The following is a 25,802-nucleotide window of genomic DNA, read 5'->3' on the forward strand; positions in this document are numbered from 1 at the left end:
ACATATAAGGTACATTTTCCACGCTCCACATGGAGCAATTTTGCATAAGATTGTGGCTTAACGCCTTGTTTTCAGGTCATAAAATCTTCACATGTGAATCATTGAGGCAGTTTCAGCTGAAATCTGGCCCCGCCGAGGGGGGATTCATCCACCCGGATTTCGCCGCCATAGCTGTGTACTATCTCGGTGACCACGGCCAAGCCAATGCCCTGACCCGGCGAGGTGTCGGCGCGCACCCCTCGTTGGAATATCTGCTGCGACTTGCTCGGCTCTATGCCTGGGCCATCATCCTCGACCTCGATCAGCAAGCCATTGTCCTGACGGCGCACCTGGACCCGGATCTCGCTGATGGCGAACTTGCAGGCGTTATCGAGCAGGTTGCCCATCAGCTCCATCAGATCCCCCTGTTCCCCATGGAAGAAGACGTCGTCGTCAAACAGGAAACGGGTCTGCAGCTTCTTGTGGCGGTACACCTTGGCGAGGCTGGCCAGCAGTTTTTCGATGAGCGGCACGGGTTCTGTCCCCTTGCCGGCGAGGCGTTTTCGGCCAGTCACGGCTCGGCGCAGCTGATACTGGACCATCTGATCCATGGTTAAAATTTGTTCATTGATGTTTTCGTGTAACTCCTTGCTCATTGCGACATCTTGCGTCGTCATCTGTATGAGCGCTAATCGGGTCTTCAAACTGTGGGCGAGATCATTGAGGGCATGTTGGTAGCGCAGGGTCTGCTGGCGTTCGTTCTCCAGCAGCTGATTGACGGAGCCGGTGAGGGGAGCCAGCTCGCGCTCGTAATCTTGTGACAGGGCATCCCGTTTGCCTGCGCGGATTTCATCGAGCTGGCGCGCCATGGCGCGCAGTGAGGAGAGGCTCCAGAAACTGGTGAGTAGCAGCAGGGCACCGAGCAGGGCATAGGCGAGCAGTGCCTGACGCATGCACTGGTAGAGGTAATCTTGTACCTGCTGTTGATACGAGGTGGCCGAATCAATCATCACCACGTAATAGGTGACGGGGCCCTGGCCATGGTTGCGCATGAAACGCAGGCTGTAGATGAAGTAGCTGTTGCCGCTCTTGATGGTGATCAGCTTGAAGAAGTAGTCATGATCCATCTTGCCGAGGTAGTTCATCAGATCCTGACACAGGGTCGGTTTGGCCTCGAGCACCTCGGGATTGTGCAGACTGGCCCAGCTTATCTGACCATCTGCGCGGCAGATCATGGTGTCTAGTCTCGGATCGGCAGCATTCTTGTCCAGGGTATCGAACCCGGCCTGGCCCTGATTATCGGGCAGTTTGGAAGAGAACAGCTTGGAGAGGTTCTCCTGCATCTGGGTGCTGGTTTGTTTGACGAGCTCTTCCTGTTTGGCCAGGTAGAGGGCATAGACGGCAAAGGCCAGAATGAGCGCGATGACCAGCATGGTGCTCAACATCAGCTTGGCCAGCAGAGAGCGGCGGATCAACGGCATGGGCTGGCCTCGGTGAGAGTCTGGGGATGGGCTCGCGATGCCAGGGGCTCACCTGGTTGGACAGTGAGAGACAAGGCGAGAGCCATCTTAGCTGCAGGAGAGATTGAAGATGTAACCCTGGCGACGGATGGTGGAGATGGGTTGTATCTCGCCATCAGGATCCAGCTTCTTGCGCAGCCGGCTCACCATCACCTCTATGGTATTGGGGTCACCTTCTCCGTCGCCATAGAGCTGGTCGAGCAGTTGCTGCTTGGAGACCACCTGGCGGGCATTGCGCATCAGGTATTCCAGGATCAGATATTCAAAGCTGGTCAGCACCACCACCTCCCCGGCGATGGTCAGCTCCTTGCGCGACAGATCCAGTTCGTAATCCCCCCCTTGCACCTTGGGCGAGATAAAACCGGCGCTGCGCCGCACCAGGGCATTGAGCCGGGCCAGCAGTTCATCTTTCTGGAAGGGTTTGACCAGATAGTCGTCGGCCCCCGCTTCGAGCCCCTCGACCTTGTCTTGCCAGTTGCCGCGGGCGGTCAACACTATGATGGGGAAGGCGATCTGCCGCTCTCTGAGGGTGCGGATCAACTGCAGACCATCCATGTCCGGCAGGCCGAGATCGATGATGGCCACATCGATGGGGTAATCCTCGGCATAGTGCAACGCCACCTGGGCGCTGTCGGTGCCATGCACCTGATTCTGCGCCTCGCCGAGCAGGGTAGTGAGATGATGATTGAGCAGCTTGTCGTCTTCGACTAACAGAATTTTCATAAGATGTTCGTGCATGAGATCCGAGACGCCAATTAGAGGGGTTTAAGCTGGGAGAGTCAATTCAGATGGTAGCGGATAGGGCCTGTATTGAGACTGAATCGGCACTAATTGTGAACTGGATAACAGGGACAGGGGGCAGTATTCAGACCCCTGAGCGCACGGTCTGATTGCCCGGACTCTCACCATCTGGCACGCCAGCGCCTTCGGTCGGTCAATCTGCTATTGATCCGGCTCGGATTTTCGCCTCTTCCCGCTTCCCTCCGTCAGGCGGGCCGTTATGATAGCCATTTGGTAACCAATGTTCGGGCATGAGGTTGTCCGTTGGCATGGCCAATATGCATCATGACGCCAATCATGCAAAAGGTGAGACAGGCCATAAAAAATCGACACGTGGTTATAAATAATGCCCACGACATGGTTCATGACATGTCCGGGGAATGCATTGCTAGACAGATCCTTGAAATATATGCACTGTTTTGTATGTAGATGAGTGATATTTATTTTCTCAGGGCAACTGAAATCTGATTGGCGTTCATGGAGGCATGATTGAATCATTTAATCGTTTTTACCGGAGGGCCAGGGTCAGGAAAAACAACGACTATTGATTGCTTGAAGGCTCTCGGTTACCAGTGCGTGGATGAAGTGGGTCGCAAGGTCATCTTGCAACAACTTGCGATAGATGGGTGTGCGTTACCCTGGATGGATAAAGTCGCCTTTCGCGATGAGATGATACGAGAAGAGTTGGAATGTTTCAGCCACCATCAAGGCAACCAAGGCCTGGTATTCTTTGATAGAGGTATTATCGACTCATATGCCTATTCAAAACTCGAAGGGCTGCCGATACCCAGTGCATTGTTGAACACATGCCATCTTGCTAGATATCACATTGATGTGTTTATCTTCCCGCCGTGGGAGTCCATCTATTCTAATGATTCAGAGCGTAAGCAGAGTTATGCCGAAGCTGTTGATACTTACCTGGAAATGGTCGCTGCATACCAGACTTTTGGTTACTCGTTAATTGAAGTGCCAAAGGCCTCGGTATCCGAGCGTGTGGAGTTTATTTTACGGTCACTGGCGGCAACCTAATAGTGGTTAAGTCAAGGCGGCATCATACAGATGAAAGATTGCATCCTTGTTAAGGATAAGCAGTGGTGCAGGAATATACAATATAATAGCCGGAGACTGCATGCGAGAAAGCTTGAAAAGAAAATTCGTTGAGGTATGCGACAAGAAAATTGCCAGCAAGGGACCAGGGGTGGGTCTGTCATTCTATGCCTTCTTCGCAAACAGGAATGATGATCCCGAATTACTTATGGAGGCGGCCACCTGGTGGATAATGACGCATCGGCTCGATCATTTTGAAAAGGCAACGAAGATAAAAGACCTGGTTCTGTCCAGTAAATAGCGCCAATATCTCTGACCTGCTCTCAGGGGGCCAAGGAAGAATATTTAAAATAAGCGTATGATAGAAAGGCGCTATACGCTATAAGCACACTATGACAGCTAGCTATTTGATGTGGCAGGATGCTTATGAATTCAGATATCCAGGAGAAGTTTGATGGCTACCCGACAGAGGCAAGGCAGCAGCTTGAGCGCGTTCGCCAGCTTATTCTGGACTCTGCGATTGAAAACCAGTTAGGGGGGGTTGAAGAGTGCCTCAAGTGGGGGGAAGCGAGTTACCTCGTTAGAGGGGGGACGACCATTCGAATCGACTGGCAGCCAAAGGATCCGCATGTCATCAAAGTATTTTTTCACTGCCAAACCCGGCTGATTGAAACCTTCAGAGAAATTTATCCAGGCATCTTCTGCTTTGAGGGAAAGAGAGCCATTATAGTGCCGCTGACTACCAATATTGAGCAGATACCATTAAGGCATTGCATTGTATTGGCGCTCAAGTATCACAGCCTTAAGGGGCTTCCTCTTCTGGGGGCCTGATCTGACTGTGCCTCTATTATATCAATGTCATTTAATATCGAGGTCTCAATGGATGTGCTAAAGCAATCAATAATTCATGGTTATATGGAAGGTGCATATTTTTGCGACACCCATACGACTGAAATAGATTATAAGAATCAATCGGCATTGGATATTTACCATGCTGTTGCAAAAGGCACACCAGCCTGGATTGACTGGTTAATGTCATTGAGGAATGCGACGGTATCATTCTTTGGTTTGAAAGATCTTGGGGGCATGACGAGTGTCGACGCCGGTAAAGTCAGCAGCGAATACAAATATGGTGATGTTGTCGGGATTTTTAGTATCTTGCAAAACACTCAACATGAAGTCATTCTGGAAGACCGTGACAAACACCTGGATGTAAAGGTGTCGTTTCTTGTCACTCCAAATGGCGACAAGGCAACAGTACATGTGACTACGGTCGTTCATATAAACAATACCTTAGGTAAAGTTTATATGTTCTTTGTCACGCCCATGCATAAAATTATTGTGCCTCACTCATTGAAGAGTCTGTCGTTGGCTTAGTGATCCAGCTGTTTAAATTACATTGGCTGCTGTTATCGTAAAGTCATTCTTTGCTGTACGGTTCCTATGTGGCGCACTGAGAATAGAGTCAACCCTGAGGTATTTGACACCATGTTGAAAGTGATTGCACAAGATTTTATACACCCGGACCACATCGATGATGTCATGCCACTCTATCGAGAGTTGGTAGAAAAAACGCGACAAGAACCGCGCTGTATCTCTTACGAGCTGTGTATTAACCAGAAGGATCCCGGACATTTTATCTTCATTGAGGAGTGGCCAGATAGAGCGGCCCTGGATGCTCATTGCAATACCGAGCACTTCAAGCGGTTGGTGCCGATGATCAATCAACATCAGCGACAGGCGGAAAGTTTCATTCTGATGGATCCATTCAAGTAAGAAGGCGCACTCTTGGGCCTGCTGCCGACTCAATCACTGTGTCGTCCATCTGGACAATTAACGGGGCACAACGTCGGGTGATGATCCTTCCCATGTTCGAGGCGGCCATGCAGAGAGACAAAAGAGCCAGTCAGTGTTCACTGACTGGCTCTTGATTGACGCCTGTTTTACAGGTGTTTTGGGCTGGGATCAGCCTACCAGACTGGCCCAGAGGTCATATTCGTCCGCTTCATCGATGCGGACCTTGACCATGTCGCCCGCTTTGAGGCCGGTTTCACCATTGAGATAGACCAGGCCGTCGATCTCGGGGGCGTCGGCGAAGGAGCGGCCGGTGGCCCCCTCTTCGTCCACTTCGTCGATGAGCACCGTCATCTCCTGGCCGACCTTGCGGGCCAGCTTGCGGATGGAGACCTGCTGTTGCAGCTCCATGAAGCGCACGAAGCGCTCTTCCTGGATATCTGCCGGCACCGGATCCGGCAGCTCGTTGGCCTTGGCGCCATCAACCGGGCTGTATTTGAAGCAGCCGACCCGGTCCAGCTCCGCCTTGTCGATGAAGTCCAGCAGCATCTGGAACTCTTCTTCGGTCTCGCCGGGGAAGCCGACGATGAAGGTGGAGCGCAGGGTGATTTCGGGGCAGATCTCGCGCCACTTCTGGATACGCTCCAGGGTGCGCTCGACGGTACCCGGGCGCTTCATCAATTTCAGGATACGCGGGCTGGCGTGCTGCAGCGGGATGTCCAGGTAGGGCAGTACCTTGCCATCGCGCATCAGCGGGATGACGTCGTCCACGTGGGGGTAGGGGTAGACGTAGTGCAGGCGTACCCAGATGTCGAGCTTGGCCAGCTCTTCACACAGCGCCACCATGCTGGTCTTGACCGGCATGCCATCAAAGAAACCGGTGCGGTGCTTGACGTCCACGCCGTAGGCGGAGGTGTCCTGGGAGATCACCAGCAGCTCCTTGACGCCAGCCTCTTTCAGGCGCTTGGCCTCGGCCAGCACGTCGCCGATGGGACGGCTCACCAGATCCCCGCGCATGGAGGGGATGATGCAGAAGGTGCAGCGGTGGTTGCAGCCTTCGGAGATCTTGAGATAGGCGTAGTGACGGGGGGTCAGCTTGACGCCGTGGGCCGGCACCAGGCTGGTGAAGGGGTTGTGGGTCGGCTTGGCCACGTATTTGTGGACATGACCCAGCACCTCTTCATAGGCATGAGGGCCGGTGATCTCGAGCACCTTGGGGTGGATCTCGCGGATCTGATCCACCTTGGCGCCGAGGCAACCGGTGACGATGACCTTGCCGTTCTCGGCCAGGGCCTCACCGATCGCTTCGAGGGATTCCTGTACCGCGCTGTCGATGAAACCGCAGGTGTTGACTACTACCAGCTCGGCATCGTCATAGCTGGGCACCACATCGTACCCTTCGGTACGCAGCTGGGTCAGGATGCGCTCGGAATCGACCAGATTTTTGGGGCAACCCAAGGAGACGAATCCTACTTTGGGGGCCTGTTTCGTGTTGGACATCGCTCAATCGCTCTTAGGTGGCTCTCTTATAAGGGCGCGGATTTTACCGGAATGGCTAACCAAAAACTATACAGCTGGACGCGTTGACGGGAACAATTTATGTCAAATGCCTGGGCCGCGGGTGCCAGATACGCGAGGAGGCGGGCATTACCAGCCGGGAGAGCCGCACCAGTACTGGCTTTTGGAGGATGGACAGCGGTAACGGGGCGGATGCCAGGGGTGAGCAGAACGCTCAGATGGGGGCAGATGGCGCCTCAGCGCAACTGCATATCAAGGGCAGGGCCGAGGGGGGAGTCTATCAGGGCAAGATGAGAGGGCCGCGCGGAACGGCCCGAGGGTCAGCGCAGCAGCAACAGCGTGCAGGGCAGGGCGCGCAGCATGGCGCTGGTGTGGCTGCCGAGCACGAACTGGCGCATGCGGGAGTGGCCGTAGGCCCCCATCACCAGCAGGGCTATCTGCTGCTGCGCCAGATATTGAGTCAGGGTGGGGATGAGTTCCCCCTGGCGCAGACTGGGGATCACCTGCCAACCCCCCTGGCGCAGCATGGCGGCGGCATCCTCGAGCTGAGCGCTGTGCTCGGCGCTGGGGTCGGCCACCATCACCAGATGACAGGGCAAGCCCTTGAGCAAGGTATTGGCTGCCAGCTGCTGCAAGGCCCGCTGCGCCGTCTCGCTGCCATCAAAGGCAAACAGCAGGCTGGTGGGGGCGGTGAAGTGGCGCTGCACGACCAGCGCTGGGGTGCGCTGGGTGCGCAGCACGCTCTCGAGCTGGCTGCCGACCACGGCATCTTCCCCCTCGTGCCGGGCGCCGCATTTGCCGAGTACCAGCAAGCGAGTCTGCTCGGTAAACTCGCTCAGGGTCTCGAGCAAGTCGCCATGGCGCTGCAGGCGATTGGCCTGGATGCCGTGTTCCGCCAGCTGATGGACGGCGGCGTCCAGCTGCAACTTGCCTTGCTGGCGAGCCAGCTGGCTGCGCTGCTGGTCGAGTTCGGCCAGCTCGGCCTGCAAGGTCTCCCGGCTCCCCAGACCAATGGTGCCGCTCAAGTCGGGCAGCACGTTCTGGTGGCGCTCCAACACATGCAGCAGGGTGACAGCATCACCGGTGATGGTAGCGGCCCAGGCGGAGGCATCGCAGATGGCCCCTTGGCTGGCTACCCCATCGAGGCAGGCGAGGATATGGGTCATGGTCGCTCCTTAGTGGTTGGCCAGCAGCTTCTCTATCTCTTCGGGCTTGTCCTGTACTCCAAATCGGTCGACCAGGGTCGCGCTCGCCTCGTTCAAACCGATCACGTCGACCTGGGTCCCCTCGCGGCGGAACTTGAGCACCACCTTGTCCAGGGCGGTCACCGCCGTGATGTCCCAGAAGTGGGCCTGGCTAAGATCTATGGTCACCCGGCTGAGCACCTCTTTGAAGTCGAAGGCGGCGATGAACTGTTCGGCAGAGGCGAAGAACACCTGGCCTCGTACCTGATAATGGCGCTCATCCCCCGCTTTGCTGCTCTCGCTCTTGACCAGCATGAAGCGGGCCACCTTGGCGGCGAAGAAGAGGGAGGCGAGCAGTACTCCGACAAATACCCCAAGGGCAAGGTTATGGGTAGCGACCACGACGGCAACCGTGGCCACCATCACGATATTGGTGGAGAGCGGGTGGCTGCGCAGGTTGCGGATGGAGTCCCAGGAGAAGGTACCGATAGAGACCATGATCATCACGGCGACCAGGGCGGCCATGGGGATCTGGCGGATCCACTCATCCATGAAGACCACCATCAGGATCAGCAGGGTGCCTGCCACAAAGGTGGAGAGACGGCCACGGCCGCCAGATTTGATGTTGATGATCGACTGGCCAATCATGGCGCAACCCGCCATGCCGCCCATCAGGCCGGCCCCTATGTTGGCCAGACCCTGACCCTTGCACTCGCGGTTGCGATCGCTCTTGGTGTCGGTCAGATCGTCGACGATGGCCGCCGTCATCAGCGACTCAAGCAGACCGACCACGGCCAGCGCCGCAGAGTAGGGGAAGATGATGGCTAGTGTCTCCAGATTGAGCGGCACGTCTGGCCAGAGGAAGATGGGCAGGGTATCGGGCAGCTCGCCCATGTCGCCCACGGTGCGAATGTCGATGCCCATGGTGATGGCTATCGCCGTCAGGATGACGATGCACAGCAGCGGGGAGGGCACCAACTTGCCCACCACGGGAATGAGCGGGAACAGATAGATGATGGCAAGGCCGGCGGCCGTCATGGCATAGACCTGCCAGGTGACGTTGGTCAGCTCGGGCAACTGGGCCATGAAGATCAAGATGGCCAGGGCGTTGACGAAGCCAGTCACCACCGAGCGGGAGACAAAGCGCATCAGGCTGCCGAGCTTGAGATAGCCAGCCCCTATCTGGAAGATCCCGGTGAGCAGGGTCGCCGCCAGCAGGTATTGCAGGCCGTGATCCTTGACCAGGGTGACCATCAGCAGCGCCATGGCACCGGTGGCGGCGGAGATCATGCCGGGGCGGCCGCCGACGAAGGCGATGATGACGGCGATGCAGAAGGAGGCATAGAGGCCCACCTTGGGATCGACGCCAGCGATGATGGAGAAGGCGATCGCCTCCGGGATCAGGGCCAGGGCGACCACAGTGCCGGCCAGCAGGTCACCACGCACATTGGCGAACCACTCTTGTTGTAGGCGTTGACGCATGTCGATTCTCTCGCTCGTTGTCGCTCACCGCCTTGTCCCTTGGCGGGATCGAGGGGGAGTCATTGTGATGGGGGTCGGTGATAGCCGGTCTCGCTGGAAGCTGGTCTGCATCCTGCTGCGATGACATCCTGGCCGGGCCGCTGATTATTTGGCCGCGCAGGGTAGCAAAGCAGGGGCGGGAGGAAAAGTCATCTGGCTGGATTGATCATTTCAATAACTCTTGTATAGTTGAACTAACTGAGTGAATAAGGTGTGGATCATGGTCGAAATGAACAAGACAGTCGCCAGCAAGTTGTTCGAGTCTCTCGCCTCCGGGGTGCGACTCGATGTGTGGCGGCTACTGGTCAAGGCGGGTCTGGAGGGACGGGTGGCGGGTCAGCTCGCCAGCGAGCTGGACATCGCCCCCAACGCCCTGTCGTTTCATCTGAAGGCCATGCTGCATGCGGGTCTGCTCTCGGTGGAGCAAGAGGGGCGCTACCTGCGTTATCGCGCCAACATCGCGCTGATGCAGAGCCTGATTGGCTACTTGACCGAGGAGTGCTGCGCCGGTCACCCGGAGGCCTGCGGCATCATGCCCAATGAGTCCTGCTGCTGAGCTCATGGGCAGCCAGTCATACGCAGGGGGGCACGACCAAGAGTTACGGCTGCGTCCCAAGGCGCTGACCCTGGCCCCTCACGTCAATTACCTTATCCTGTTGGCGGCGCTGATCTCTGTCGGTTTGCCCTGCTATCAGCCGCCCGTTTCATCTAATCCTCATGGAGTCTCGTGATGAGTATCAATGCCTGCTGCGAGCTGCCCGTCAGCAAAAAAATGAGTTTTCTCGACCGCAATCTCACCCTCTGGATCTTCGTCGCCATGGGCATAGGGGTCGGGATTGGCTATCTGTTCCCCCAGGTGGCCCAGTGGAATGAGGCGATGTCGGTCGGCACCACCAATATCCCGCTGGCCATAGGCCTCATCCTGATGATGTACCCGCCGCTCGCCAAGGTGAACTACGCCACCATGGGCACCATGACCCGGGATCGCCGCGCCATCACCCTCTCCCTGGTGATGAACTGGCTGGTGGGCCCCATCTTGATGTTCGTGATAGCCCTGGTGTTTTTGCATGATCAGCCGGGTTATATGGTCGGCCTCATCTTGATAGGCCTGGCGCGCTGCATCGCCATGGTACTGGTGTGGAACGACCTTGGGGGTGGCAACAAGGAGTACGGTGCGGGTCTGGTGGCCCTCAACAGCGGTTTCCAGATCCTCACCTACAGCTTCATGGCCTGGCTGTTCATTACCGTGCTGCCGCCCCTGTTTGGTTTAGAGGGCTTCGCGGTGGATATCACCATGCTGGATATCGCCGAAAGCGTGCTCATCTATCTCGGCATCCCCTTCCTGGCAGGCTTTCTGAGCCGCCATTACCTGGTCAAGGCCAAGGGGGAGAAGTGGTATAGCGAGCGCTTCATCCCGGCCATCTCCCCCATCACCCTCATCGCCCTGCTGGCCACCATAGTGCTGATGTTCAGCCTCAAGGGGGAGATGATAGTCGAGCTGCCCATGGATGTGCTGCGGGTCGCTATCCCACTGGTGATCTACTTTGTGCTGATGTTCTTTACCAGCTTCCTGGTGGGCAAGAAGCTGGGCATTCCCTATGACAAGAACGCCTCCATCGCCTTTACCGCCACCGGCAATAACTTCGAGCTGGCCATCGCGGTCTCCATTGCCGTGTTCGGGCTGAGCTCGGATCAGGCCTTCGCCGGCGTCATAGGCCCACTGGTTGAAGTGCCCGTGCTGATCGGTCTGGTCAACGTGGCCCTGCGCATGAAGCGAAACTATGGCAACGTGGAGGCGCAAGCATGAGTGACATCGCTATCACCATCTACCACAACCCGGCCTGTGGCACCTCGCGCAATACCCTGGCACTTATCCGCAACTCAGGGGTTGAACCGACCGTCATCCACTATCTGGAGACGCCGCCGAGCCGCGAGACCCTGGTCGCCCTGATGGCCGCCATGGGAATACCGGTACGTGACCTGCTGCGCCAGAACGTGCCGCCTTTTGAGGCGCTGGGGCTGGCCGGGGAGGGATTCAGCGATGATGAGTTGATTGACGCCATGCTGTCCCATCCCATCCTGATCAACCGCCCCATAGTGGTCACCCCGCTGGGCACCAGGCTGTGCCGTCCGTCAGAAGTGGTGCTGGATATACTGCCGAGCCCCCAGCAAGGAGCCTTCAGCAAGGAAGACGGGGAGCAGGTGGTGGATGCACAGGGACGACGTTTCAGTTCATCGCCATGATGGATATTGGTCCACACAGGGGGAGCCTTGGCTCCCTCTTCTTATCCCCATGACCATGTCTGCATCCCGGCTGACGAGCCCCTCCAGGTTGGGATGCCATTGCGGATCCAGCTCCTCTTCTCAACAGGATGCCCTGCTAACTGTCCGGATAACAGACACTTGCTACTCTCCAGGGCTGTGGCGACGCCCCTGGCGGTGTATGCTAAAGGAAACGCAGTTTCTCGCCCCTGGTGGGCATTTGATATGGAGATAGTCATGAAGATGCGAACTCTGCCCCTGCTCATGGTAGCGCTGGTGGCCATGCCCGGTCATGCGGATTGGGACAAGCTCAAGAGTGCAGCCTCCGACCTCGGCGACGCGGTGAGTGAGACCAGCAAAGAGGCGTGGCGTGATGTCAGCGATTTCTCCAAACAGACTTGGGATTCAGCTTCCCAGTGGGGAGAAGAGGCATTCAACACCGCGGGGGAGTGGACCGACAAGAGCATGGCGACCAGCAAGGAGTGGTTGACGGTTGCAGACAAGAAGCTCGATGAGATGGTCGAGCCCAAGACGGCCGAGCAGGCACGTACCGCCCTCGATACCATGGCCGATACCGCCCTGGTGCGGCTATTCAACGAGCAGCCCTCCGCCAAGTTGCTGTTTGACCAGGCCTATGGCTATGCGGTCTTTGATTCTCGCAAGTTCTCCCTGATGCTCAGCACCAATCAGGGCGCCGGGGTGGCGGTCAGCCGCCAGAATAACAGTCGCACCTACATGAAGATGTTTGGCGGTGGCCTCTCTGCCGGTATGGGCGGAAAATTCTATCAGCAGGTGATCCTGTTCGAGAACAAAGCCAAGTTTGATGGATTTGTCCACCAGGGCTGGGAAGCAACCTCCGAGGTGGGGGCAGTGGCTGGCAAAGAGAGCGCCGAACTGACCGCCAAATACAATGGCGGCATGGCTATCTACCAGATCGGTGAGAAAGGGCTCTTGCTCGACGCCAGTGTGGCGGGTTCCAAGTACTGGCTGGATGACGATCTGAACAAGTCATGATCACCCGCTGTTCAGCAAGGAGTTTTTCTGGTTTTGTGTTGAAATTCTGGCTGTTTAAATAGCGAGTTTTCCAGTAAAAAGAGGGCCTTGTGCCCTCTTTTTCTATGGGCATCCCAAAATAGCATCGCGAGACAAGGAGTGCAGTATGGCGCAGGAACCGGATCAGGCAGCACGGGATGCGACTCAGGGCCAACAACGGGAGTGGGACAGACAGAGTATCTATCTGCGCCTTCCCCAAGAGAGGCCCATGGCCTTCTGGGTCTGGGGGGATCGGGTTGATCCTCTCTCGCCTCGTCCTGAACTGTTTGATTATGATGGTGATTTCGGTTGGGGCCAGGAGAGTGACGGCTGCATGGCGCTGGCGGTTGCCATCGTCGCCAAGCTGGTCGAGGTGGGTCTGGTGGCCCCCGAGCTGGCCACTGCCAAGAGCCGCTATCTCCATGATGAGGTCTTGGTCAAATTGCCCGCCGATGAGCACAGGGATCTGCACCTGAGTTATCTCCGATTGTTGCTGGGCTAAGGCAGCCCGGGCTCGGGCGCCGGAGCTCACCCGTCGGTGCCCGCTTGCCCATTTCTCCCTCGATATCCCGGATTGGCACCCTAATTGCTTATCTTCTGCCAGCGTCAATGATTTGTCTGGGGAAGAGTGATGGAAATAAGTGCAAGCAGCCTGATGCAAGAGATGCAGGCCCTCAAGGTGGAAGCGGGTATTCCTGCCGTCAGCCAGCCAAGCGACCACGTCAGCTCGGATTTCGGCCAGCTGCTGCAGCAGGCCCTCGGCAATGTGAACGGTTTGCAGGGCACTGCCAACGATCTGCGTACCCGGCTCGACATGGGTGACAAGTCGGTGGATCTCTCCGATGTGATGATCGCCGGTCAGAAAGCCTCCATCGCCTTCGAGGCGACGGTGCAGGTGCGTAACAAGATGGTCGATGCCTACAAGACCATCATGAACATGCCGGTGTAAGGGGTTGATTTTGCTATTTGGCCAGGTACTGGAGAGCGCATTTTCCCGCCTCGCTATCCCCCTCTTTCATGAACCTCATGAACCAGACCAGAAGATAAGGATCTGACCCGTGGCGAACGATCAAAATGGCGATCTGCTGATCAACCATGAAGGGGCGAGTGCCCTCGACGAGAATGAACAGAAGAGCTCGGCGCTGGGGTTTCTCTCCAACAGCGATGTGCTGCGCCAGATCACCCTGATCCTGGGGCTGGCCATCTGTCTGGCCATCGCCGTCTTCATCTTGCTGTGGGGCAAGGAGCCGGAGATGCGACCCCTTGGCACCTATAGCACCGAGGAGCTGGTCTCCACCCTGGATTATCTGGATCAGCAGAAGATCCCCTATCAGGTCGATGGCAAGAGCGTGCTGGTCAGCGCCGAGAACTATGGGGATATCCGACTGCGATTGACCCGGGCAGGGCTCGGCACCAACAGCGTCAGCAGCAACGATGGCGAGGCCATCTTGCTCAAGGACTCCAGCTTCGGGGTGAGCCAGCGCATGGAAGCCGAGCGCCTCAAGCTCAGCCGCGAGCGCCAGCTCGCCAGCGCCATCGAACAGTTCCAGAACGTGGCCAAGGCCCAGGTGCTGCTGGCCATTCCCAAAGACAACGTGTTCGCCCGCAACGAGCGCAAACCGAGCGCCACCGTGGTGTTGAGCCTCAAGGGCTCGGCCCTGGGTCAGGGGGAGGTGGACTCCATCGTCGACATGGTTGCCTCCGCGGTCCATGGCCTGGAACCGACCCGGGTCACTGTCACCGATCAGAGTGGTCGCCTGCTCAACTCCGGCTCCCAGGATCCGGTCTCCGCCCAGACCCGCAAAGAATTTGCCATGCAGCAGAAGCAGGAGCTGGAGTACAAACAGAAAATTGACGCCATCCTGATCCCCGTGCTCGGCATGGACAACTACACCGCCGAAGTGGACTTGGCCCTGGACTTCTCCCAGCAGGAGCAGACCCGCAAGACCTACAACCCGGACCTGCCTGCGGTACGCTCGGAGATGACCCTGGAAGAGAACAGCGCCAGCGGGGCCAATGGCGGTGTGCCTGGCGCCCTCTCCAACCAGCCACCCGCCGCCTCGGGGATCCCGGAGAAGGTCGAAGGGGGCGAGAGCAGCACCAGCGCCGGTCGCTCGCGCAAGGAGGCCACCCGCAACTATGAACTCGATACCACCGTCAGTCATACCCGGCGTCAGATGGGCGGCATTCGCCGCATGACGGTCTCGGTGGCGGTGGATTACAAGTCGATCACCGGGGCCGATGGCGCCGTTACCCGCGAGCCGCGCAGCCAGACCGAGATTGATACCCTGCGTCGCCTCATCAGCGGCGGCCTGGGGTTCGATGTGACCCGGGGCGACAGCCTGGAAGTGGTCGCCATCCCCTTCAACCGTCCCGAGCTGGATGTGATGCCGGACCTGCCCATCTACGAGCAGCCCTGGTTCTGGCGCGCGGTGCGCATCGCCGCCTCTGTGCTGGTCATCATAGTGCTGATCGTGACTGTGGTGCGGCCCATGCTCAAGCGTCTGCTCTACCCGGATGTCAGACCCGATGGCGAACTGGATCTGGACAACAGCATAGTGCTGGGAGGCGACGACGAACTGAGTCTGCTGGCGGCCCAGGCCGAGGCAGAACCCATCTTCGGGGTGCGCGATGGCCACCTCAAGCTGCCGGATCTCCATCGTGATGAAGACTTGCTCAAGGCGGTGCGTGCCCTGGTGGCGAATGAACCGGACTTGGCCGCGCAGGTCATTAAAGAGTGGGTAACCAAAGATGCCTGAAGAAAATAAGAGTCAAGTGACCGGCAACGACATCAGCGATGGTCAGCGCCAGATCCTCGAGCAGATGACGGGGATAGAGATGGCCGCGGTGCTGATGCTCAGCCTCAACGAAGAGGATGCGGCCCAGATCTTCCGCCACCTCGAGCCCAAGCAGGTGCAGCGGCTCGGCATGTCCATGGCCTCCATGTCCGATTTCAGTCACGACAGGGTGGCGGCGGTACATCGTCAATTTATCGACGATATCCAGAAGTACACCAACATCGGCATCGGCAGCGAAGATTTCGTGCGCAAAGCCCTGGTGGCGGCCCTGGGTGAAGACAAGGCCAGCAACCTGGTGGATCAGATCATCCTGGGATCCGGCGCCCGGGGTCTGGATTCCCTCAAGTGGATGGATGCCCGCCAGGTGGCCAGCATCATCCAGAACGAACACCCGCAGATCCAGACCATAGTGCTCTCTTACCTGGAGCCGGAGCAGTCTGCCGAGATCCTGAGCCAGTTCCCGGAGCAGGTACGCCTGGATCTGGTGATGCGCATCGCCAACCTCGAAGAGGTGCAACCGGCGGCGCTGCAAGAGCTCAACGACATCATGGAGAAGCAGTTTGCCGGTGCGGCAGGTGCTCAGGCAGCCAAGATGGGCGGCATGAAGGCGGCGGCCAACATCATGAACTACCTGGACACCAACGTCGAAGGTCAGCTGATGGACGCCATCCGCGACTCCGACGAGGAGATGAGCCAGCAGATCCAGGACTTGATGTTCGTGTTCGAGAACCTGATCGACGTGGACGATCGCGGCATCCAGACCATGTTGCGGGAAGTGCCGGGGGATCTGCTGCAACGGGCCCTCAAGGGGTCGGACGATCAGATGCGCGAGAAGATTTTCAAGAACATGTCCAAGCGCGCCGCCGAAATGCTGGCGGACGATCTGGAGGCCATGGGGCCGATCCGGGTCTCAGAGGTGGAGGCGGCCCAGAAGGAGATCCTCTCCATCGCCCGTCGCCTGGCCGATGCCGGCGAGATCATGCTGGGCGCCGGTGGCGGCGACGAGTTCCTCTAAACCATGCATCATAAGCGGCGCGGCGGCGCCGGGCCGCTAGTGACGAGGAGTGCCTCTCAACCATGAACAACAGCAAGCTGCGCGGATATGTGAGACCCGACACGACCGGTACCCAGATAGAGACCTGGGGCTGGCCGGAGATGGAAGTCGAGTCCGAGATAGAGACCAATGCCCTGGGCCTGCCCCAGGATTGGTATAGCCAGTCGGAACTGCCACCTGAGCCGGAACCGGCCGAGGAACCCGCCCCCAGCATCACGGCCGAGGAGCTGGAAGCCATTCGTCAGGCTGCCTGGGAAGAGGGCATGGCCGAGGGGCAGGCCGCAGGTTTTGCCAAGGGGCTGGAGGAGGGCAAGCTAGAGGGTCTCAAGCAGGGGCACGATGCCGGTCTTAGCCAAGGCAAGGAGGAGGGCTTGGCCCTCGGGCGCGAGTTGGTCGAGCAGGAGCAGGGCCATTGGCGCCTGCTGGCCTCCCGCCTGGCCGACCCCCTGGCCGAGCAGGATGCCGACGTGGAGCAACAGCTCATCGCCCTGGTGATGCAGCTGACCCGGGCCCTGATCAAGCAGGAGGCCGTGACCTCACCCGCCTTGCTGCTAGGTGCCTTGAAGGAGGGGCTGGCCCTGCTGCCCGCGTCCAATCAAGGGGTGACGCTCTCCCTGCATCCGGATGATATTGCCCGGGTGGTGGCGGCATTCGGGGAGGAGGAGTGCGAGCGGCGCCACTGGCGGCTAGAGAGCGATCCGACCCTGTTGCCCGGCGATATTCAGCTGGCCACCGAACTCTCCAGTGTGGACTTGACCCTCTCGGGGCGCATCGACCAGCTGTTGCGCAACTTCTTGCGCGACAACCAGCGCGATTGACGCCAGCGTTTCCCTTCTCAATCCCCAGCCTCAGGATCCCATTATGAGCAACAGCCTTTGCCAGCGACTGCAACGTTACCGGGTCGGGGAGATAGCCCCCAAGACCCCGGTCGCCGGAAAGTTGACGCGGGTGGTGGGATTGACCCTGGAGGCCGTGGGGTGCCGGGCCGCCATCGGCGCCCTGTGCCGCATCGATACCCAGGATGGCACCCTGGAGGCAGAGGTGGTCGGCTTTAGCGGCGATCGCCTGTTCCTGATGCCGAGTGAACAGCTCAAGGGGGTGATCCCCGGCGCCCGCGTGGTGCCCATTACCGAGGCCTATGGCATACCGGTCGGCATGAATCTGCTCGGCCGTGTCATCGATGGCATCGGCCAGCCCCTGGATGGACTCGGCCCTATTATCGCGGCCCAGACGGTGCAATTTGCCCAGACCCGCATCAACCCGCTCGCCCGTCGTCCCATCCACAAGCCGATGGACGTAGGGGTGCGAGCCATCAATGCGGTGCTCACCGTTGGTCAGGGTCAGCGGATGGGGCTCTTTGCTGGCTCCGGGGTCGGCAAGTCCGTGTTGCTGGGCATGATGACCCGGGGCTCGGTGGCGGATGTGGTGGTGGTCGGCCTCATCGGCGAGCGGGGCCGGGAGGTCAAAGAGTTTATCGAAGATATCCTGGGGGCAGAGGGGCGCGAGCGGGCCGTGGTGGTGGCCGCCCCGGCGGATGCCTCGCCGCTGATGCGGCTCAAGGGCTGCGAAACGGCGCTGGCCATCGCCGAGTATTTTCGCGATCAGGGCCTCAATGTGCTGCTGTTGATGGATTCCCTCACCCGCTATGCCCAGGCCCAGCGGGAAATTGCCCTGGCCGTGGGAGAGCCGCCCGCGACCAAGGGCTACCCGCCGTCGGTGTTCGCCAAGCTGCCAGCCCTGGTGGAGCGAGCGGGCAATGGCAGCGATGGTCAGGGGTCGATCACCGCCTTTTTCACGGTACTGACCGAAGGGGATGACCTGCAAGACCCCATCGCCGATGCGGCCCGGGCCATTCTCGATGGCCACATAGTGTTGTCCCGCGAACTCGCGGATTCGGGCCACTACCCGGCCATCGACATCGAAAAATCCATCAGCCGGGTCATGCCTCAGGTCACCTCGGCCGAGCATCAGGGGCTGGCACGGGCCCTCAAGCAGTATTACTCCCTCTATCAGCAGAACCGGGATCTGATCACCATAGGCGCCTACAGCCAGGGGGCGGATCCGCGCATCGACAGGGCCATCAGCCAAAAGCCGTATCTGGATCGCTTCTTGCAGCAAAAAATGCGTGAGGTCGTCCACTATGATGATGGCCTGCAGGCACTGCAACTGGTGGCCATGCCCCTGATGCAGTGATCCCGCGTGCGGGGCGAACATCCCCCTTCATCCAGCCAGCGAGAGGTAGTCAATGAGCAAGGGACTGGTGTTATTAGCGGAAAGGTTGCTGGTGGCTGAGCAGCAGGCTGCCCTGGCGCTGGCCAAGGCGCAGCAGGACTTGAAGCTGTACCAGCAGCAGCAAGATGCCCTCAACCAATATCGTCAGGTCTATCACCAGCAGTGGACAGACCGGGGCCTGCAGGGCATACCCGCGCAGCAGAACGCCCAGTATCACGCCTTCATCAGCAAGTTGGAGCAGGCTGCGACCCAGCAGTTTGAGGGGGTGTTGCAGATCCGCGAGGTGCTCAGCCAGCGCCGGGAAGAGTGGCTGGGAGCCCAGCAACGGCGCAAGGCGGTGGCACTGCTGCTCGACAAGCAGGCCGTTCGCGCCCAGCAGCAAGCCCAGCGGCAAGAGCAGAAGATGTTGGATGAATTCTCCCTGCGTAGCCGAACTCAACATTCTGGCCTGTAACTTGCTTTCTAATTGCTCATGACGCACCAAGGGGTGCCCCTATTCCAATTCAGGCCTTATCGGCGCCCAGACCCGGAATCCAGGATGATGCAGACATTGTTGACCCCCATTACGCCACCCGTTAGCGGTGAGACGAGCGTCCTGACAAGCCAGGCTCGGCGCGATGATGCCCCTGTGCCTGGGGAGGAGAAGGCTGGGTTTGCCGATCTGATGACCCAGTACCAGCAAGGGGAGCAGGTTGCGCCGTCCAGGGGAGATCGGGCTGAGGGCGTGGCCAGGACGGATGGCGCTGATAAGGGCTTGCAGCCGCAGATGGAACAGGCCGGGGCAGAGATGGCCGCCGGTTTGGCATCTGCAGGGCGTCAAGAGAGTGACGCCAAGCCAGGTAAAGCCGTCGCTCATGGGCAAGATGGCGAGGAGGCTGTCAAGGGGGACGCCCTTGACGATGGTGCCCTGGCGCTCAACGCCCTTGCCGGTCACCCCTTCCTCGCCCATCTGCAAGATTCCCTCAAACAAGATACCCGCCTGGTTTCGCCATCAGGCAGCAGCGCGCCTGGGGATGGCAATATGTTGCCGCCTGCTCCCGGCCTTGAAGAGACGAGCGCAGCATCGACATCCGACACGCCGGGCGCGCCACTTGCGGCCCACAGGGGTCAGCATGATGCCGCCGATGAGGCACAGGCAGAGGCGGGAGAGGGCGACAGCAAGCTGGTTGCGGCCCTGATGGAGAGAGGTGCCGAGCAGGGCCGCAAGATATTGCCTGCCGGGGCCTTGCCCAGTATGGATGAGGCCCTGCAAGGGGATGAGGGCACCACGCCGGTCACCGAGCCTGCGCGCAAACCCGATGCCAGCACGCCGGCCCAGGCCTTTGCGGTCGGCAGCCAGCTCGCCCAGCAAGGGGGGCCGCTGCCGGGCAGCGCGCCGCCAGATGTATCAGGCCGTGGCCAGCCGACTGACAAGCCGCAAGACCGGACGCCATCAGCGGTGGACGCAGACGGGAGCGTCAGTCAGGGCGCTGCGGCCAAGGCCGGTGGTGACTCGCAGACTCCTCTAACCCAGAGCGCGCCAGGGCAGGCTGCGAGCAGCCCGCCAGTGGCGCCGACCTTGGTGGTGCCTCAGCAAGTGCTGGCTCAGGCGCAATCTCAGGGGAGTCAGGCACCTGTCACCAGTTTGCCTCAAGGGGCCTCTGCCGCGACCATCGAGGGGGCCGCCGCGTCAGTGAAAAATGAGCCTGTCACCAAGGGTAAACTGGCGGCTCTTGAGCGCAGTGGATCTCTGGTCACCAGCGGTCAGAAGGGGGAGAGCGACCCTGCGCCTCCCAGCCCACATCAGGGCCCGCAAGCACTGGCCGAGGCCAGGGTCAGCCAGACTGCCCTGAGCCAGCCCCGCGCCGACGCCCCCGCTTTACCCCATTTGAAATTGGCCGGTCAGGATGCCCCGGCCGAATTGCAGCAACGGGTCAATGTCATGCTGGCAGACAAGCTGCAACAGGCGGAGATCCAGCTCGACCCTCTGGGCCTTGGCAAGATGAAAATCCAGATCCAGCTGGGCCAGGACAGCCAGGCCAGCGTCAGTTTCGTGGTGCAGCATGGCCAGACCCGGGAGATGCTGGAGCAGGCCATGCCCAGGCTCAGGGAGATGCTGGCGGGGCAGGGGATCCAGCTTGGCCAGACGTCGGTGCAACAGCAGACCCAACAGCAGGCTCAGCAGCAGTCGCAACAGCAGGCCCAGGGTTTCGCGGGACAGGGGGGCCATGGTCAGCCTGGTCGGGAGGGCGGCCATGGCGCTCAACATGAGGCCGAAAACGGCGTCACTCGACTCAGTTTGTCCATGGATGCGGCAAACGAGAGCGGAATTGATTTCTATGCTTGATGCGCCCCAAGTTAAGTTTATGATAACGAACAAGTTTGATACCAGGGTGGACAAGGGATGGCGGACGATAGCGAACTGACGCTCAAAGACCCGGCGACGGCCAGCAAAAAAAAGCTGATCATCATGGCCGTCATAGTGCTGCTTGTGTTGATGGGGGGCGGCGTTGCCGCCTGGTTGCTGCTCTCGGGGAGTGACGAGGCCGCCAAGGCCGAGGCCAGCGCCCAGGCGGATGGTCAGGCTCAAGACCCCGCGACCCTGCCGGCGCTCTATGTCGGCATGCCGCGTCCCTTCGTGTTCAACGTGGCGGGCCAGAGCCGGGACAGGTTGGTGCAGATCAAGGTGCAGCTGATGGTGCGCGGCGCCCCGAGCGAGGCCCTTGCCAAGCAGCATGTACCGCTCATCGAGGGGACGCTGCTGCGGGTCTTCAGCGCCGCCAGCGCCGAGCAGCTGGTCACCTTCGAGGGCAAGGAAAAGTTGCGAAATGACTCACTGGAAGAGTGCCGTCGGGTCCTGAAAGACCTGACCTCTTCCCCCGTAATCGAACAAGTGCTGTTTACCGGCTTTGTAATGCAGTAGGTGAAGCGTGAGCGATCTGTTAAGTCAGGACGAAATTGATGCCCTCTTGCACGGGGTCGACGATGTCGAAGAGGAGGAGTTAGGGGCGGCCGGCGATCCCGGTATAGCCCAGTTTGATTTTTCCTCCCAGGATCGCATCGTCCGTGGGCGCATGCCCACCCTGGAGCTTGTGAACGAGCGTTTTGCCCGTCACATGCGCATCAGCCTGTTCAACATGATGCGGCGCACCGCCGAGGTGTCGATCAACGGTGTGCAGATGCTCAAATTTGGCGAATATGTGCATACCCTGTTCGTGCCAACCAGCCTGAACATGGTGCGTTTCCGTCCCCTCAAGGGGACGGCGCTGATCACCATGGAGGCGCGTCTGGTCTTCATCCTGGTGGAGAACTTCTTCGGTGGCGATGGCCGTTACCATGCCAAGATCGAGGGACGGGAATTCACCCCCACCGAGCGGCGCATCATCCAGATGCTGCTCAAGCTGGTGTTCGAGGATTACAAGGATGCCTGGGCGCCGGTGATGGATGTGGGCTTCGAGTACCTCGACTCCGAAGTGAACCCGGCCATGGCAAACATCGTCAGCCCGACCGAGGTGATAGTGGTCAGCTCCTTCCACATCGAACTCGATGGCGGTGGCGGCGACTTCCACGTGGCCATGCCTTACTCCATGCTCGAACCCATCCGCGAGTTGCTCGATGCCGGGGTGCAGAGCGACAAGGGGGACACCGACGTGCGCTGGAGCAAGGCGCTGCGCGACGAGATCATGGATGTCAAGGTGGAGCTCAAGGCGAAATTGCTGGAGACCGAGCTCACCCTGCGCGACCTCATGGAGCTGAAACCCGGCGACATCATCCCGGTGGAGATGCCGGAGAACCTGCTGGTCTATGTGGAGGACTTGCCGACCTTCCACGCCAAGATGGGCCGCACAAAAGAGAACGTGGCGCTCAAGATTGTCGACAAACTCAAGCGTCCGGACGGGGTCAAGACCGAGATGCACCTGGTCACCCGGGGCGGCGTGCGTATCGATGGCGAGGCCGAGCTGGAAGAGCTCGAGCGCAGCATCGAAAATCCCCACAGATAACAGGCCCGGAACCCGCCTAATCATGAACAGTAAGGAAGTAAGATGAGCACACCCGAAGACGAGCAGGATCTGATGGCCGATGCCTGGGCTGCTGCCCTCGAAGAGCAGGTCACGACGGAAGTCAAACCGGCTCCCCTCGAAGAGCTGAAGGACGATGCGCCCATCAGTGCCGAGGAGCGCCGCAAGCTTGACACCATACTCGACATCCCGGTGACCATCGCCATGGAAGTGGGCCGCAGCCAGATCAGCATCCGCAACCTGCTCCAGCTCAACCAGGGATCTGTGGTGGAGCTGGACAGGGTGGCCGGTGAGCCCCTGGATGTATTGGTCAACGGCACCCTGATCGCCCACGGCGAGGTGGTGGTGGTCAATGACAAATTCGGGATCCGCCTGACCGATGTGATCAGCCAGATTGAACGGATCAAGAAACTCAAATGATACGGGCCGCCCTCCTGTTGCTGCTGTTGCCGTTGCCTGCCTTGGCACAGACAACCGCCACGCTGCCGAGCCTCACCTCCTGGCTGCTGTCGAGCCTGATGGTCATCGGCCTCATCCTGGTGCTGGGGTTTCTGCTCAAGAAGAGCAAGCTCACTCAGGCGATAGGGGGCGGCCAGATGAAGGTGATCGCCAGTCTGCCCCTCGGCTACAAGGAAAAACTGCTGGTGGTCAAGGTGGGGGAGCAGCAGTTCTTGCTCGGCGTCACCCCCCAGCAGGTCACCTTTCTCCATCGGCTTGAGCAGCCCCTGGATGAGCGTCAACCCCAGGCCTTCGCCCAGCAGCTCAGCAAGCTGATGGCACGCAATGACAAAGAATAACGGGATGAGAAATCTATTGATGAAGCGTCACTGGGGCTGGCTGTTGCTGTTGCTCTGCTCGCCGCTGGTACTGGCCCAGGATGGCATGTCGGCGGTGACCATCAAGACCATGGCGGATGGCAGTCAGGAGTACAGCCTGACCCTGCAGGTGCTGGCGCTGATGACGGCCCTCTCCTTCCTGCCGGCCGTGGTCATCATGATGACCTCCTTCACCCGCATCATAGTGGTGCTCGGCATCCTGCGTCAGGCCATCGGTCTGCAGCAGAGCCCCTCAAACCAGGTGCTGGTCGGCATCGCCCTGTTTATGTCCTTCTTCATCATGTCCCCGGTGCTGGATCGCATCAACGAGGAGGCCTTGCAGCCCTATCTGGCCGAAACCATCACCACCCAGGAGGCGCTGGAGAAGGCCCAGCTGCCCCTGCACCAGTTCATGCTGGCCCAGACCCGGATCAAGGATCTCAATACTTTCATGGAGATCGCCAACGTGCAGGTGGACAAGCCCGCCGATGTGCCGTTGCGGGTGCTGATCCCGGCCTTCGTCACCAGTGAGCTCAAGACCGCCTTCCAGATAGGTTTCATGCTGTTTCTGCCCTTCCTGGTCATCGACCTGGTGGTCGCCAGTATCCTGATGGCCATGGGGATGATGATGCTCTCTCCCATGCTGGTATCGCTGCCCTTCAAGCTGATGCTGTTCGTCATGGTCGATGGCTGGAACCTCATTCTGGGCTCCCTGGCGACCAGCTTTGGTTTGGGGAGCGGGGGATGATGCTCTCTTGCCATACTCAGGCCTCGCTGCCCTGCAAGCCGATGCTGTTCGTCATGGTCGATGGCTGGAACCTCATTCTGGGCTCCCTGGCGACCAGCTTTGGTTTGGGGAGCGGAGGATGATGCTCTCTTGCCATACCCAGGCCTCGCTGCCCTGCAAGCCGATGCTGTTCGTCATGGTGGATGGCTGGAACCTCATGCTGGGCTCCCTGACGACCAGCTTTGGTTTGGGGAGCGGGGGATGATGCTGGGCGCTTCCTGCCTCGGTCTTGTGGGTCACCCGCGCCGGCCCGGATGCCGGTGGCCAATGGAAAGGAGTCGGTAACATGAGTCCGGAAACCTTTGTCGACGTATTTCGCGAGGCGCTCTGGCTGGTCACCATCATGGTGTGTGCCGTCATACTGCCGAGCCTGTTCGTCGGTCTGCTGGTGGCCATCTTCCAGGCGGCCACCTCCATCAACGAACAGACCCTGAGCTTCCTGCCCCGGCTGGTGGTGACCCTGCTGGCCCTGGGGGCCGGTGCGCATTGGGGCCTGCAGAGCCTGATGGACTTCTTCCAGCTGATGGTGAGCCAGATCCCCGAGGTGGTGGGGTGAGTCGCACAACCCCGGGACGAGCAGCGTGACCTTCTCCAGCCAGCTCATTCTGGAGTGGCTCGCCGCCGTGCTCTGGCCCCTGGCCCGGGTCAGCAGCCTGCTGATGGTGATGGCGGTGTTTGGCAGCAAGCTGGCCCCCATGAATGTGCGCATGGGGCTCTCGTTGGCCATCACCTTCCTGATCGTCCCTCTGTTGCCCCCCATGCCCTCGGTGGAGCTCTTCTCCCTCGGCAGCTTTCTTATTCTCGGTCAGCAGATCCTGATAGGTGCCGCCCTCGGCCTGATGACCCAGTTTCTGATGGAGAGCTTCGTGCTGGCCGGTCAGGTCATCTCGATGCAGACCAGCCTGGGTTTTGCCTCTCTGGTGGATCCCATGAACGGTCAATCCGCCCCCGTGGTGGGCCAGTTCTACCTGATGCTGGCGACCCTGGTATTCCTCGCCCTCGACGGCCACCTCATCATGCTGCGCATGGTTATCTTGAGTTTCGATACTTTGCCGGTGGGCACAGCGGGCCTCTCGGTTGGGTCTTTGCGCACCCTGGCAGGCTTTATCGGGGTCATGTTCCAGGCCGCTCTGGTGATGTCCCTCTCCGCCATCGTCGCCCTGCTGCTCATCAACTTCGCGTTCGGGGTCATGACCCGGGCGGCCCCTCAACTCAACATCTTCAGCATCGGGTTTGCGGTCAGCATGATGTCGGGGCTCTTCATTCTCTGGCTCACCATCGGCGGCTTCATGGGGCACTTCGATGCCCTCTGGGAGCGGGTGCAGGAGACGAGCTGCCAGCTGATCAATACCCAGTGTCTGGGAGGTGCCCATGGTTGATGGGGGTTGGCTGAGCCAGGGGGGCTTGCCAGGTCGCGACCGCAATGTGCCCATAGTTAATGGGGGTTGGCTGAGCCAGGGGTGCTTGCCAGGTCGCGACCG

Annotated in this window: 30 protein-coding genes and 1 pseudogene; 26 read left to right on the top strand and 5 right to left on the bottom strand. The window is 59.5% G+C overall.

Annotated features, from left to right (window positions below; all coding sequences use genetic code 11):
* Positions 1-98: 98 nt before the first annotated feature.
* Both M2367_RS02095 and M2367_RS02100 read right to left on the bottom strand, forming a co-directional pair.
* On the bottom strand, positions 99-1,460 hold the full coding sequence (locus tag M2367_RS02095) for an ATP-binding protein (RefSeq protein WP_224430914.1): 1,362 nt from the start codon (positions 1,458-1,460) through the stop codon (positions 99-101).
* An 87-nt stretch (positions 1,461-1,547) separates the two neighbouring features.
* Positions 1,548-2,222 carry a response regulator transcription factor gene (locus M2367_RS02100; protein ID WP_042040583.1) on the bottom strand — a complete coding sequence of 225 codons (675 nt, stop codon included), beginning with the start codon at positions 2,220-2,222 and terminating at the stop codon, positions 1,548-1,550.
* 546 nt (positions 2,223-2,768) lie between these two features.
* Between M2367_RS02100 and M2367_RS02105 the strand changes: the two genes are divergently transcribed.
* From M2367_RS02105 to M2367_RS02125, 5 genes are all read left to right on the top strand, one after another.
* Complete coding sequence (locus M2367_RS02105) at positions 2,769-3,308, top strand: AAA family ATPase (RefSeq protein WP_224430913.1); 540 nt, start codon at positions 2,769-2,771, stop codon at positions 3,306-3,308.
* 100 nt (positions 3,309-3,408) lie between these two features.
* Positions 3,409-3,627 carry a DUF6500 family protein gene (locus M2367_RS02110; RefSeq protein WP_259235629.1) on the top strand — a complete coding sequence of 73 codons (219 nt, stop codon included), beginning with the start codon at positions 3,409-3,411 and terminating at the stop codon, positions 3,625-3,627.
* 125 nt (positions 3,628-3,752) lie between these two features.
* Positions 3,753-4,157 (top strand): DUF1801 domain-containing protein, encoded by a 405-nt coding sequence (locus M2367_RS02115; protein ID WP_224430911.1) that lies wholly within the window; start codon positions 3,753-3,755, stop codon positions 4,155-4,157.
* A 48-nt stretch (positions 4,158-4,205) separates the two neighbouring features.
* Entirely contained in the window at positions 4,206-4,703 is a 498-nt protein-coding gene (locus M2367_RS02120; protein WP_224430910.1) for a DUF2867 domain-containing protein, read from the top strand.
* A gap of 111 nt (positions 4,704-4,814) precedes the next feature.
* Positions 4,815-5,102, top strand: a complete 288-nt coding sequence (locus M2367_RS02125; protein ID WP_084218132.1) for a putative quinol monooxygenase — start codon at positions 4,815-4,817, stop codon at positions 5,100-5,102.
* A 189-nt stretch (positions 5,103-5,291) separates the two neighbouring features.
* Here the strand turns inward: M2367_RS02125 and rimO are convergent, their stop codons facing one another.
* The 3 genes from rimO to M2367_RS02140 all read right to left on the bottom strand — a co-directional run bounded on the left by rimO (position 5,292) and on the right by M2367_RS02140 (position 9,304).
* Positions 5,292-6,620, bottom strand: a complete 1,329-nt coding sequence (gene rimO / locus M2367_RS02130; protein WP_224430909.1) for a 30S ribosomal protein S12 methylthiotransferase RimO — start codon at positions 6,618-6,620, stop codon at positions 5,292-5,294.
* A gap of 338 nt (positions 6,621-6,958) precedes the next feature.
* Positions 6,959-7,804 (bottom strand): universal stress protein, encoded by an 846-nt coding sequence (locus M2367_RS02135; RefSeq protein WP_259235630.1) that lies wholly within the window; start codon positions 7,802-7,804, stop codon positions 6,959-6,961.
* A 9-nt stretch (positions 7,805-7,813) separates the two neighbouring features.
* Positions 7,814-9,304 (bottom strand): SulP family inorganic anion transporter, encoded by a 1,491-nt coding sequence (locus M2367_RS02140; RefSeq protein ID WP_224430907.1) that lies wholly within the window; start codon positions 9,302-9,304, stop codon positions 7,814-7,816.
* Positions 9,305-9,572: 268 nt separating this feature from the next.
* Here M2367_RS02140 and M2367_RS02145 point away from each other — a divergent pair, with 268 nt between their 5' ends.
* The 21 genes and pseudogenes from M2367_RS02145 (at position 9,573) to fliR (ending at position 25,700) form a co-directional block, all read left to right on the top strand.
* The gene (locus M2367_RS02145; RefSeq protein ID WP_259235838.1) at positions 9,573-9,899 is read left to right on the top strand and encodes a helix-turn-helix transcriptional regulator; all 327 of its coding nucleotides are present in this window, start codon (positions 9,573-9,575) and stop codon (positions 9,897-9,899) included.
* Positions 9,900-10,073: 174 nt separating this feature from the next.
* Complete coding sequence (gene arsB / locus M2367_RS02150) at positions 10,074-11,150, top strand: ACR3 family arsenite efflux transporter (RefSeq protein WP_259235631.1); 1,077 nt, start codon at positions 10,074-10,076, stop codon at positions 11,148-11,150.
* Entirely contained in the window at positions 11,147-11,587 is a 441-nt protein-coding gene (gene arsC, locus M2367_RS02155; RefSeq protein WP_259235632.1) for a glutaredoxin-dependent arsenate reductase, read from the top strand. Before arsB ends, arsC begins: the two co-directional genes overlap by 4 nt.
* Positions 11,588-11,842: 255 nt before the next feature.
* Complete coding sequence (locus tag M2367_RS02160) at positions 11,843-12,619, top strand: hypothetical protein (protein ID WP_224430904.1); 777 nt, start codon at positions 11,843-11,845, stop codon at positions 12,617-12,619.
* A gap of 145 nt (positions 12,620-12,764) precedes the next feature.
* Positions 12,765-13,139: a hypothetical protein gene (locus M2367_RS02165; RefSeq protein WP_224430903.1), complete on the top strand. Its 375-nt coding sequence runs from the start codon at positions 12,765-12,767 to the stop codon at positions 13,137-13,139.
* 129 nt (positions 13,140-13,268) lie between these two features.
* Positions 13,269-13,586: a flagellar hook-basal body complex protein FliE gene (fliE, locus tag M2367_RS02170; protein WP_259235633.1), complete on the top strand. Its 318-nt coding sequence runs from the start codon at positions 13,269-13,271 to the stop codon at positions 13,584-13,586.
* 109 nt (positions 13,587-13,695) lie between these two features.
* Positions 13,696-15,396 carry a flagellar basal-body MS-ring/collar protein FliF gene (gene fliF, locus M2367_RS02175; protein WP_042040561.1) on the top strand — a complete coding sequence of 567 codons (1,701 nt, stop codon included), beginning with the start codon at positions 13,696-13,698 and terminating at the stop codon, positions 15,394-15,396.
* On the top strand, positions 15,389-16,450 hold the full coding sequence (fliG, locus tag M2367_RS02180; protein WP_259235634.1) for a flagellar motor switch protein FliG: 1,062 nt from the start codon (positions 15,389-15,391) through the stop codon (positions 16,448-16,450). The genes fliF and fliG overlap by 8 nt, the downstream gene beginning before the upstream one ends.
* A 62-nt stretch (positions 16,451-16,512) precedes the next feature.
* Complete coding sequence (fliH, locus tag M2367_RS02185) at positions 16,513-17,307, top strand: flagellar assembly protein FliH (protein WP_042040560.1); 795 nt, start codon at positions 16,513-16,515, stop codon at positions 17,305-17,307.
* A 43-nt stretch (positions 17,308-17,350) separates the two neighbouring features.
* Complete coding sequence (gene fliI / locus M2367_RS02190; protein WP_042040559.1) at positions 17,351-18,682, top strand: flagellar protein export ATPase FliI; 1,332 nt, start codon at positions 17,351-17,353, stop codon at positions 18,680-18,682.
* Positions 18,683-18,734: 52 nt separating this feature from the next.
* The gene (gene fliJ, locus M2367_RS02195) at positions 18,735-19,175 is read left to right on the top strand and encodes a flagellar export protein FliJ (protein WP_042040558.1); all 441 of its coding nucleotides are present in this window, start codon (positions 18,735-18,737) and stop codon (positions 19,173-19,175) included.
* An 84-nt stretch (positions 19,176-19,259) separates the two neighbouring features.
* Complete coding sequence (locus M2367_RS02200) at positions 19,260-21,047, top strand: flagellar hook-length control protein FliK (RefSeq protein ID WP_259235635.1); 1,788 nt, start codon at positions 19,260-19,262, stop codon at positions 21,045-21,047.
* Positions 21,048-21,104: 57 nt separating this feature from the next.
* Positions 21,105-21,623, top strand: a complete 519-nt coding sequence (gene fliL, locus M2367_RS02205) for a flagellar basal body-associated protein FliL (protein ID WP_042040556.1) — start codon at positions 21,105-21,107, stop codon at positions 21,621-21,623.
* 7 nt (positions 21,624-21,630) lie between these two features.
* The gene (gene fliM / locus M2367_RS02210) at positions 21,631-22,701 is read left to right on the top strand and encodes a flagellar motor switch protein FliM (protein WP_042040555.1); all 1,071 of its coding nucleotides are present in this window, start codon (positions 21,631-21,633) and stop codon (positions 22,699-22,701) included.
* A gap of 42 nt (positions 22,702-22,743) precedes the next feature.
* Positions 22,744-23,139, top strand: coding sequence for a flagellar motor switch protein FliN (gene fliN, locus M2367_RS02215; RefSeq protein WP_042040553.1), 396 nt, complete (start codon positions 22,744-22,746; stop codon positions 23,137-23,139).
* Entirely contained in the window at positions 23,136-23,516 is a 381-nt protein-coding gene (gene fliO, locus M2367_RS02220; protein WP_259235636.1) for a flagellar biosynthetic protein FliO, read from the top strand. The genes fliN and fliO overlap by 4 nt, the downstream gene beginning before the upstream one ends.
* Positions 23,503-24,282, top strand: a complete 780-nt coding sequence (fliP, locus tag M2367_RS02225; RefSeq protein WP_042040551.1) for a flagellar type III secretion system pore protein FliP — start codon at positions 23,503-23,505, stop codon at positions 24,280-24,282. The genes fliO and fliP overlap by 14 nt, the downstream gene beginning before the upstream one ends.
* A 41-nt stretch (positions 24,283-24,323) precedes the next feature.
* Positions 24,324-24,404 (top strand): annotated as a pseudogene (locus tag M2367_RS20450) (flagellar biosynthetic protein FliP); the annotation flags it as partial.
* Positions 24,401-24,526 (top strand): hypothetical protein, encoded by a 126-nt coding sequence (locus M2367_RS02230; protein WP_404972838.1) that lies wholly within the window; start codon positions 24,401-24,403, stop codon positions 24,524-24,526. The pseudogene M2367_RS20450 and the gene M2367_RS02230, both read left to right, overlap by 4 nt.
* Before the next feature lie 81 nt (positions 24,527-24,607).
* Complete coding sequence (fliQ, locus tag M2367_RS02235; protein WP_005899639.1) at positions 24,608-24,877, top strand: flagellar biosynthesis protein FliQ; 270 nt, start codon at positions 24,608-24,610, stop codon at positions 24,875-24,877.
* 25 nt (positions 24,878-24,902) lie between these two features.
* Complete coding sequence (gene fliR, locus M2367_RS02240) at positions 24,903-25,700, top strand: flagellar biosynthetic protein FliR (protein ID WP_259235637.1); 798 nt, start codon at positions 24,903-24,905, stop codon at positions 25,698-25,700.
* The last annotated feature ends 102 nt before the right edge of the window (positions 25,701-25,802 follow it).

Origin of the sequence: Aeromonas sp. BIGb0445 (assembly GCF_024809075.1) — a bacterium.
Classification (GTDB): domain Bacteria; phylum Pseudomonadota; class Gammaproteobacteria; order Enterobacterales; family Aeromonadaceae; genus Aeromonas; species Aeromonas rivuli.

Bases quoted from the DNA above. Each gene is read 5' to 3' on its own strand.
- M2367_RS02095 (WP_224430914.1), bottom strand. From the start codon at position 1,460: ATGCCGTTGATCCGCCGCTCTCTGCTGGCCAAGCTGATGTTGAGCACC.
- M2367_RS02100 (WP_042040583.1), bottom strand. From the start codon at position 2,222: ATGAAAATTCTGTTAGTCGAAGACGACAAGCTGCTCAATCATCATCTC.
- M2367_RS02110 (WP_259235629.1), top strand. From the start codon at position 3,409: ATGCGAGAAAGCTTGAAAAGAAAATTCGTTGAGGTATGCGACAAGAAA.
- M2367_RS02115 (WP_224430911.1), top strand. From the start codon at position 3,753: ATGAATTCAGATATCCAGGAGAAGTTTGATGGCTACCCGACAGAGGCA.
- M2367_RS02120 (WP_224430910.1), top strand. From the start codon at position 4,206: ATGGATGTGCTAAAGCAATCAATAATTCATGGTTATATGGAAGGTGCA.
- M2367_RS02125 (WP_084218132.1), top strand. From the start codon at position 4,815: ATGTTGAAAGTGATTGCACAAGATTTTATACACCCGGACCACATCGAT.
- rimO (WP_224430909.1), bottom strand. From the start codon at position 6,620: ATGTCCAACACGAAACAGGCCCCCAAAGTAGGATTCGTCTCCTTGGGT.
- M2367_RS02135 (WP_259235630.1), bottom strand. From the start codon at position 7,804: ATGACCCATATCCTCGCCTGCCTCGATGGGGTAGCCAGCCAAGGGGCC.
- M2367_RS02140 (WP_224430907.1), bottom strand. From the start codon at position 9,304: ATGCGTCAACGCCTACAACAAGAGTGGTTCGCCAATGTGCGTGGTGAC.
- M2367_RS02145 (WP_259235838.1), top strand. From the start codon at position 9,573: ATGAACAAGACAGTCGCCAGCAAGTTGTTCGAGTCTCTCGCCTCCGGG.
- arsB (WP_259235631.1), top strand. From the start codon at position 10,074: ATGAGTATCAATGCCTGCTGCGAGCTGCCCGTCAGCAAAAAAATGAGT.
- arsC (WP_259235632.1), top strand. From the start codon at position 11,147: ATGAGTGACATCGCTATCACCATCTACCACAACCCGGCCTGTGGCACC.
- M2367_RS02160 (WP_224430904.1), top strand. From the start codon at position 11,843: ATGAAGATGCGAACTCTGCCCCTGCTCATGGTAGCGCTGGTGGCCATG.
- M2367_RS02165 (WP_224430903.1), top strand. From the start codon at position 12,765: ATGGCGCAGGAACCGGATCAGGCAGCACGGGATGCGACTCAGGGCCAA.
- fliE (WP_259235633.1), top strand. From the start codon at position 13,269: ATGGAAATAAGTGCAAGCAGCCTGATGCAAGAGATGCAGGCCCTCAAG.
- fliG (WP_259235634.1), top strand. From the start codon at position 15,389: ATGCCTGAAGAAAATAAGAGTCAAGTGACCGGCAACGACATCAGCGAT.
- fliH (WP_042040560.1), top strand. From the start codon at position 16,513: ATGAACAACAGCAAGCTGCGCGGATATGTGAGACCCGACACGACCGGT.
- fliI (WP_042040559.1), top strand. From the start codon at position 17,351: ATGAGCAACAGCCTTTGCCAGCGACTGCAACGTTACCGGGTCGGGGAG.
- fliJ (WP_042040558.1), top strand. From the start codon at position 18,735: ATGAGCAAGGGACTGGTGTTATTAGCGGAAAGGTTGCTGGTGGCTGAG.
- M2367_RS02200 (WP_259235635.1), top strand. From the start codon at position 19,260: ATGATGCAGACATTGTTGACCCCCATTACGCCACCCGTTAGCGGTGAG.
- fliL (WP_042040556.1), top strand. From the start codon at position 21,105: ATGGCGGACGATAGCGAACTGACGCTCAAAGACCCGGCGACGGCCAGC.
- fliN (WP_042040553.1), top strand. From the start codon at position 22,744: ATGAGCACACCCGAAGACGAGCAGGATCTGATGGCCGATGCCTGGGCT.
- fliO (WP_259235636.1), top strand. From the start codon at position 23,136: ATGATACGGGCCGCCCTCCTGTTGCTGCTGTTGCCGTTGCCTGCCTTG.
- fliP (WP_042040551.1), top strand. From the start codon at position 23,503: ATGACAAAGAATAACGGGATGAGAAATCTATTGATGAAGCGTCACTGG.
- M2367_RS02230 (WP_404972838.1), top strand. From the start codon at position 24,401: ATGATGCTCTCTTGCCATACCCAGGCCTCGCTGCCCTGCAAGCCGATG.
- fliQ (WP_005899639.1), top strand. From the start codon at position 24,608: ATGAGTCCGGAAACCTTTGTCGACGTATTTCGCGAGGCGCTCTGGCTG.